This is a genomic window from Salipiger sp., assembly GCF_059781815.1.
This window is the reverse complement of record NZ_JBYNAH010000254.1, coordinates 1-7,141: the sequence shown is the minus strand read 5'-3', so window position 1 is coordinate 7,141 and position 7,141 is coordinate 1. Positions and strand designations below refer to the sequence as shown.

Below are 7,141 nucleotides of genomic sequence, written 5' to 3'. Positions count from 1 at the left end.
ATCGCCGGCGACAACGGCACCGGCATGCACGTGAACATGTCGATCTGGAAGGACGGCAAGCCGCTCTTCGCAGGCGACAAGTACGCCGACCTGTCGCAGGAAGCCCTGTGGTACATCGGTGGCCTGCTCAAGCACGCCAAGGCGCTCAACGCCTTCACCAACCCGTCGACCAACTCCTACAAGCGTCTGGTCCCGGGCTTCGAAGCTCCCGTGCTGCGCGCCTACTCGGCCCGCAACCGCTCGGGCTGCGTTCGTATTCCGTGGGCGGAATCGCCGAAGGCCAAGCGTGTGGAAGCCCGCTTCCCCGACCCGTCGTCGAACCCCTACCTGTGCTTCGCCGCACTCCTGATGGCCGGCCTCGACGGCATCAAGAACAAGATCGATCCGGGCGAAGCCATGGACAAGAACCTCTACGACCTGCCGCCGGAGGAGCTCGAGGGCATCCCCACCGTCTGCGGCTCGCTGCGTGAGGCTCTGGACGAGCTGAAGGCCGACATGGACTTCCTGCTGGCCGGTGACGTGTTCACCAAAGACCAGATCGAAGGCTATATCGATCTCAAGATGGAAGAGCTCGAGCAGTACGAAATGACCCCGCACCCGGTCGAGTTTAAGCTGTACTACAGCTGCTGATCCTCGCGGACACATTCGGGAAAGGGCGCCTTCGGGCGCCCTTTTTCGTTGCGCGGCGCTCCTCTGCGCTACGCGGCCCGCCACGGCGCGGCGCTGAAAAGCCTGCCGAATATGCGTCCTAATCACCCCTTGCTGGTCAGAATGTTGACGGCCCACGGTGATTCGTGGTCCGCATTTGTCGAGAGCGTTTCCGCAGCGCCATCATTGCCCGGAATTGGCCCGGATTGTCCGCAAGCGACGCGGCAAATGAGGCGAGAGCCAAAAGAAAGTGTCTCAAAGTGATGTTTCAAATCCGATCAACCTGACGCGCTTTGGCATCAACCCTTTCGGATAGGTTGAGACAATTCCGGACTAAAATTTCGAAACTTCGTCCAAATATGGTCGTCCCGCCGCAATTCATTGAAATTGCGGCAGTTTCGCCCTGAACTAGGACAAGATCGGGGCAAACCGGGCCATTCGCCTCCTCAGACGGGCCAGAATCTCACCCCAATCGAGGCCAAGACTGAGTCTCGTGGGGAAATGGAAAACCAAGAAAAACACTGTTCAGGAGTTCAAGATGACCCAAGGTTTCACGAGTACAGCCCGTCTTGTCTTCGCCGCCCGTTCGATCGTTGTTCTGGACGAGATCCAGCAGATCATGCGCGATGCCCTGACACATAACGATTTTTCCGTCGCCGATTGCGACCGTACCGAGACCGCCACCCTGCGCTTCGCCACCTGCGGCGGCGACTGGGAGGCCAGCGTCCACCACGAGGGCGACGAGGCCGTGCTGCACGTCTCCGCCCCGAGCGACGACAAGGCTGTTCTCACCCCGCTGGCCCATGTGCTCTACGCCCTCGTCGAGGCGCTGCCGGTGAGCCACGTGATCTGGGCCGGCACCGATCTCCGCCTGCCCCGCGAGCGCTTCATCGCGCAGCTCAAGCCCGCCTGCGCCGCGCAGGAGCCCGTTGCTCCGGCCGAGCCCGAGCGCCTGCGTCCGCGCCGCGTCCGCCTCGAGCATGGCCACGCCCGCACCGAGCGCCTGAGCCAGAAAGACGTGCTGGCCCGCACACTGCCGGTGGCCAAGAAGGCCCGCCGCCAGCCCACCGCCCAAAACAAGCGCACCGAGGCCCATTACCAGGCCTATGACCGTCGCCTGCGCAGCGCCCTGCTTGCCCCGGTGCAGAAGGCCGAGATGGCCGACCTGCCGCGCGAAGTCCCCGAGACCGCCGAAGGCGCCAGCGTCTCGAGCTGGGCGCTGTCCGTTGGTGTCGCGACGATCTCGCTGCCGCTCGCCGTGCCGCTGCTCGCCTACAACGCCACCAGCGCCTTCCCGCAGCAGCGCCGGATGCTCGCCACCGGGATCGCCGGCCTTTTCGTGGCGCTCGACGCCTCCGGTGTCGCCGCAGGCCTGCTCGGCACCTACTAAGCCCGCTCTCACGGACCCGGGCTCATGGTGGGTGGGCCCGGATCGGGGATGGCAGCGGGGATCGGCGGATTTCCGACCCTGACCCGAAAGAGGGACATTTCTGTTTGCCGCATCCCGGGGCTGGGCTACCGTTCTCCTCAACTCAGAGTGAATTGGAGAACCAAGAATGTTCCGCCGGGTATTCAGACTTGCCGCAGCCGTCACCCTCGGGCTCGCCACGGCAGGTGCGGTGCAGGCCGCCACATGCGGCAACAACGCGAGCGGTTTCAGCGCGTGGAAACAGCAATTCGCCGCCGAGGCGCAGCGCGCCGGTGTCGGTCAGCGTGGCATCCAGGCGCTGATGAACGCGCAGTATTCCACCACCACGATCGCCGCGGACCGCAATCAGAAGGGCGTGAAATACGCTCTCAACGATTTCATCCGCATCCGCCTCGGCTCGCTCGACGGCTTCGCCGCCACCGGGCGCAAGCGGATCCAGCGCAATCCGCAATTCTATGCCGCCGTCGAACAGCGCTACGGCGTGCCCGCCGGCATCCTCGTGGCGATCCACGGAATGGAGACCGGCTTTGGCCGCACCATGGGCAACGTGCCGGTGGTCTCGTCGATCAGTACCGTGGCCTATGACTGCCGCCGCTCCTCGTTCTTCACCCCGCACGCGCTCGCGGCGCTGCAGATGGTGGATCGCGGCATGCTGTCGCCGACCCAGAAAGGCGCTGCCCATGGCGAGCTCGGCCACACCCAGTTCCTGCCCGGCAACGCCCTGCGCTACGGCGTCGACGGCAATGGCGATGGCCGCGTCGATTTCTACAACGAGTGGGATGCGCTGGCCTCGACCGCCAACTTCCTGCGCCAGAAGGGCTGGCGCCCGGGGCAGCCTTACCAGCAGGGCACCGCGAATTTCCGCGTGCTGAACGAGTGGAACGCCGCAACAGTCTACCAGCAGGCCATCGCGCTGGCAGCGGAACGCATCGACCGCTGAGCCCCGTTTGGACAGCGCGGCGGACGGGGCACATGTGGTTAATGTCGTATTAAGGCCACAGCCCCGTCCCCGTTCTGCCAGATTTATTAAGTATTCTGCCCAAATCGTATTCACTGAATGAGTTCAGGGAGCCCCGGTTATGGGCCAGGCCGAGACACCCCATGCGGGCATTTTTCTGACGCACGACGTCAGCCTCAATGACACGCAACTTCTGAGCGACGCCGCGCGCACCCTCCGACGGTTCGACACCGTCTCGGGCAAGCCCGTCCGCCGCTCCAAGAAGCGCGCCGCGGTGATGGCCGACCACTACGGTGTCAACGTCCGGGTGCAGCGCGTGCCGGGCGATGCGCCCTACCTCTCGGTCCAGATCCTGCAACGCCCGAACACCGAGGACGACGACGCCCTCGCCCGCCGCATCCTGGCGCGGACGGTCGTGGGGATGCTGGCGCACCTTCCCATCGAGTGTATTGACTGGTTCGATTGCGAGACCCTGATCGAGCCCGACGATTTCCGCGAGATGATGGGCGAGCCGGTGCCGCCGAAACATTACGACCCGGCCATGCCGCCGCCGATGGATATCGATCTCGCCGACCACATCCGCATGGCGCTGACCGACGACACCGAGGTTGCCGCCGTTGCCGCGCCGGGCGAGGACGAGGCGCCGCATCCCAGACGCGGCAACTTTACCTTCCTCGACGATCCGATGGAGCCGGTGATGCAGGCGCCGCCGCGCCGTAGCCTGCTGATGCGCGGGGTCATGGCCCCGCTGATCGTGCCGAAGTTCCTGCTCGCCCTCTGGCGCGGCATGGACCTGCGCCTGGTGGCGCGGGTCTCGGCGGTGGTGGCGCTGGTCGTGGTGCTTCAGAACACCAATTTCCTGCGCAGCATCCTCTATCAGGTCATGCACTGAGCGCGAGGGCGCGCGCGCGTTCCATCACGTAGGTATGAATCGAGAAGACGACGGCGCGGGTCTCCGGCAGCCGCACCAGGCATTGCCGCTCGGAGCGGAAATAGGCCGCGGTGGCGGGATCGGCGCGGTCGGTGTTGTCGCGCCGGGGGCCGGGCTGGAACAGCGTCGGGTCGTTGTACCAGAGCCGGTTGAAGCGCATCAGCGGGCGCCCCACCTGCACCCCGTCAAAGAGCCGCTGCACCCGGGACGCGATGGCCTCGTCATACTCCGGGATCGGGATGTGGATCTCGACCAGCGGCCGCATCACCTTCTGCGCCAGCCGCCAGCCGGCGGGAAAGCACAGCACCGCGCCGGTGAGCACGTGCTCGTCCTCGCCCTCGGCCTTCTCGAGCAGGCAGAGATCCTCCTGCACCAGCCGCCCCAGCGTGCCCATCGGATCATCGCGATCCAGCGTCACCGTCGCGCCATCGGGCCGTGTGACGCGCGCACCGTCGCGGGAGAAGCCCTCGGGCAGATGCGCGAGCACGACCTCGAGCAACTCGTCCGCCGCCGGGCGGGCGCGCTCGGAGAGCGCCAGCACCGCGTCGCGATTGGTGTCGAGGAGGTGTTCGCGGTCGGCCATCTGGCCGGAATAGGCCTCGTCGACGAGGAGCCAGGCGGACATGGCGATCGGGCCGATATTGGGCAGCGGCCGCGAGGTCGAAAGATCGAAGGGAAGGCGCTCTTGCAGGGTCATGGCAAAGGGCTAGCGCCGGGACGCACGCGCCGCAAGATGCGCCGGCGTCGCGGCAAAGGAAAAGCGGCGCGGGAGGCACCCGCGCCGCTTTCTGTGCTTCACCGTGAGGCGGATGCTCAGCCGCGGGCGCGGCCCAGAGCCTTCCAGGTCAGCGGCAGGATCAGCGCGGCCAGGGCCAGCTTGATCGCGTCGCCCACGAGGAACGGGGTCAGGCCCCACTCGAGGATCGGCTTGTCCCAGCCGTAGAGCATGCCGAGCCAGATCAGGCCGGGCACGTAGATCAGAGCGTTGCCGAGCAGCATCGCACCGGCCATCTTGGGCGCCGAGCGGTCCCAGCCGGCGCGCGCCAGCGTGCCGAGCAGCAGGACGGCCATCACGTAGCCCACGAGGTAGCCGCCGGTGCCGCCCATCATGTAGGCAAAGCCATTGAGCTCGGCCGAGCTGCTGGCGAAGACGTCGAAGCCGAGCGCACCCACCAACATGTAGCCGAGGATGGTCACGAGGCCGAGCCGCGCGCCGTAGGCGGCGCCGAGGGTCAGCACGCCGAAGGTGCCCATGGTGATCGGCACCGGCCACATCGGCACCTTGATCTTGGCCATGATCGCCAGGAAGGCGATGCCGGCCACCACGAGAGCGGCCTGCTTGAGGCGCAGGGCGGTGCCGTCCGTGGCACCGAAGCTTTCCACCAGAACGGAGCGGTTCTGTGCGATGGTCATCGGGTGTCCCCCTTGTTTCATCTCCATTCCTTGAGTTTCTGCACCATGGCGAAGACCATCGCAAGCCGTCATCACCCTGTCATGCACGCTTAATTTGCAAACTCGACCTTTGCAGCCGCAAAGCCCGCGGCACGCGCGCCCTGCCCGGCGTTTGCGCTGATCTTCGTGCCCGGCGCAGTGTCGGGGCTTGCCCCGGACGCGCCGCGCTGTCAGGTCTGATGCGGTTCACTGCTTGGTGCGAGGCGCCGATGTCCACGCCGGTCTCATCCATCCGCAACCTCGGCCCCACGGTCGAGGCCGCCTGCGCCCGCGCCGGCATTCTCGACGCCGAGACGTTGCGCGAGATCGGCGCGCACGATGCCTACGGGCAGATGCTGCGCGCCGGCACCAAGCCGCATTTCATCGGCTATTACGTGCTGCACATGGCGCTGCAGGGCCGGCCGTGGAACGATTGCCGCGGCAAGGAGAAAGACGATCTGCGCGCCCGTTTCGATGCGCTCTGCGCCGAGGTCGCGGGCCCGGACGAGGCGCTTTCGGGGATCGAGGCGGTGCTCGACGAGATCGGCGTCATCGCCCCGCGCAAGAGCTCCTGACGCGGGCTCTCCTCCGCCCTCGCGGGCGCTCGTCGAGGCGCGGGTCGGAACCCGGCACGGGGTCTTCACGTTGACTGGCCAAACGCAAAACGCAACGGAGGCCCGTCCCCATGGACCTTATCCGCATCATCGCCGCCATCCTGCTGCCGCCGCTCGGCGTCTTCCTGCAGGTCGGTCTCGGCAAGCATTTCTGGATCAACATCCTGCTCACGCTTCTGGGCTACATCCCCGGCATCGTTCACGCCGTCTGGATCATCGCCCGGACGCCGCAGCACGCGTGATCGCCATGTCGCATCGTGACACCTTCGAACGGGTCGAGCGCGTCGAGCGCTACGCACGCCGCCTCGACCGCGCGTTCCGCCTGCCATTCACCAAGATCCGGCTGGGTTGGGATTCGATCCTTGGACTGGTGCCGGGCGTGGGCGACACGCTGGCGCTCGCGCCCGCCGCCTGGATCGTCAACGAGGCCCGCGAGCTCGGAGCCCCGAAGTCTCTGCTGGTGCAGATGGGCTGGAATGTGGTGCTGGACTGGGCCATCGGCCTGGTGCCGCTGGTCGGCGACATTCTCGATGTCGGCTTCAAGGCCAATACCCGCAACGCTGCGCTGCTGCGCCGCTGGGCCGAGGAGCGCCACCGCACGGTGGGCGAAGGTCCGGCCCGGGCGCCCGACTATCGCGGCGCGGAGCTGGCCTGATCCCTGTTGACTGCCGAAGACAAAACGGGCGCCCCGATGGGCGCCCGTTTCGCATGTCATGACAGGTCCGAAAGGACGGCTCAGCCGACCAGTTCGAGGCCCGAGAAGAAGTAGGCGATCTCGACCGCCGCGGTCTCCGGGGCGTCGGAGCCGTGCACGGAGTTTTCGCCGACCGACTCGGCGAACTCTGCGCGGATGGTGCCCTCGGCAGCGTCGGCCGGGTTGGTGGCGCCCATCACTTCGCGGTTCTTGGCAATCGCGCCTTCGCCTTCCAGCACCTGCACAACGACCGGCGCGGAGGCCATGAACTCGCAGAGCTCGTCGTAGAACGGGCGCTCGGCGTGCACCTTGTAGAACTCGCCGGCCTGCGCCTTGGTCATCTGGATGCGCTTCTGCGCGACGATGCGCAGGCCCGCTTCCTCGAACTTGGCGTTGATCTTGCCGGTCAGGTTGCGGCGGGTGGCGTCGGGCTTGA

At 66.4% G+C, this 7,141-nt stretch carries 10 protein-coding genes; 7 read left to right on the top strand and 3 right to left on the bottom strand.

Going from position 1 to position 7,141, the window contains the following annotated elements; translation table 11 throughout:
- The 4 genes from AC6RA4_RS21775 to AC6RA4_RS21760 form a co-directional block, all read left to right on the top strand.
- Nucleotides 1-630, top strand: a 630-nt coding sequence (locus AC6RA4_RS21775; protein ID WP_500163874.1) for a glutamine synthetase family protein, incomplete at its 5' end; no start/stop codon positions are given.
- A 556-nt stretch (nt 631-1,186) separates the two neighbouring features.
- A complete protein-coding gene (locus tag AC6RA4_RS21770) occupies nt 1,187-2,038 on the top strand; it encodes a hypothetical protein (protein WP_500163872.1) in 852 nt (283 codons plus the stop codon).
- 166 nt (nt 2,039-2,204) lie between these two features.
- A complete protein-coding gene (locus tag AC6RA4_RS21765) occupies nt 2,205-3,017 on the top strand; it encodes a lytic murein transglycosylase (RefSeq protein WP_500163870.1) in 813 nt (270 codons plus the stop codon).
- Nucleotides 3,018-3,156: 139 nt separating this feature from the next.
- The gene (locus AC6RA4_RS21760) at nt 3,157-3,927 is read left to right on the top strand and encodes a hypothetical protein (protein ID WP_500163869.1); all 771 of its coding nucleotides are present in this window, start codon (nt 3,157-3,159) and stop codon (nt 3,925-3,927) included.
- On the opposite strand, the gene AC6RA4_RS21755 is transcribed toward AC6RA4_RS21760, so the two are convergent.
- Both AC6RA4_RS21755 and AC6RA4_RS21750 read right to left on the bottom strand, forming a co-directional pair.
- Nucleotides 3,917-4,663 carry a heme-dependent oxidative N-demethylase family protein gene (locus AC6RA4_RS21755; protein ID WP_500163867.1) on the bottom strand — a complete coding sequence of 249 codons (747 nt, stop codon included), beginning with the start codon at nt 4,661-4,663 and terminating at the stop codon, nt 3,917-3,919. The two genes, AC6RA4_RS21760 and AC6RA4_RS21755, sit on opposite strands and share 11 nt — an antisense overlap.
- A 116-nt stretch (nt 4,664-4,779) precedes the next feature.
- Nucleotides 4,780-5,379, bottom strand: a complete 600-nt coding sequence (locus AC6RA4_RS21750; protein WP_500163865.1) for a biotin transporter BioY — start codon at nt 5,377-5,379, stop codon at nt 4,780-4,782.
- A 248-nt stretch (nt 5,380-5,627) separates the two neighbouring features.
- Here AC6RA4_RS21750 and AC6RA4_RS21745 point away from each other — a divergent pair, with 248 nt between their 5' ends.
- The 3 genes from AC6RA4_RS21745 (at nt 5,628) to AC6RA4_RS21735 (ending at nt 6,666) form a co-directional block, all read left to right on the top strand.
- Complete coding sequence (locus tag AC6RA4_RS21745) at nt 5,628-5,972, top strand: TfoX/Sxy family DNA transformation protein (protein ID WP_500163863.1); 345 nt, start codon at nt 5,628-5,630, stop codon at nt 5,970-5,972.
- A 110-nt stretch (nt 5,973-6,082) separates the two neighbouring features.
- Nucleotides 6,083-6,253: a YqaE/Pmp3 family membrane protein gene (locus tag AC6RA4_RS21740; RefSeq protein WP_222605181.1), complete on the top strand. Its 171-nt coding sequence runs from the start codon at nt 6,083-6,085 to the stop codon at nt 6,251-6,253.
- Nucleotides 6,254-6,258: 5 nt separating this feature from the next.
- Nucleotides 6,259-6,666, top strand: coding sequence for a DUF4112 domain-containing protein (locus AC6RA4_RS21735; RefSeq protein ID WP_500163862.1), 408 nt, complete (start codon nt 6,259-6,261; stop codon nt 6,664-6,666).
- Nucleotides 6,667-6,746: 80 nt separating this feature from the next.
- Here AC6RA4_RS21735 and ndk read toward each other — a convergent pair.
- The coding region (ndk, locus tag AC6RA4_RS21730) for a nucleoside-diphosphate kinase (RefSeq protein ID WP_500163860.1) at nt 6,747-7,141 on the bottom strand (395 nt) is incomplete at its 5' end.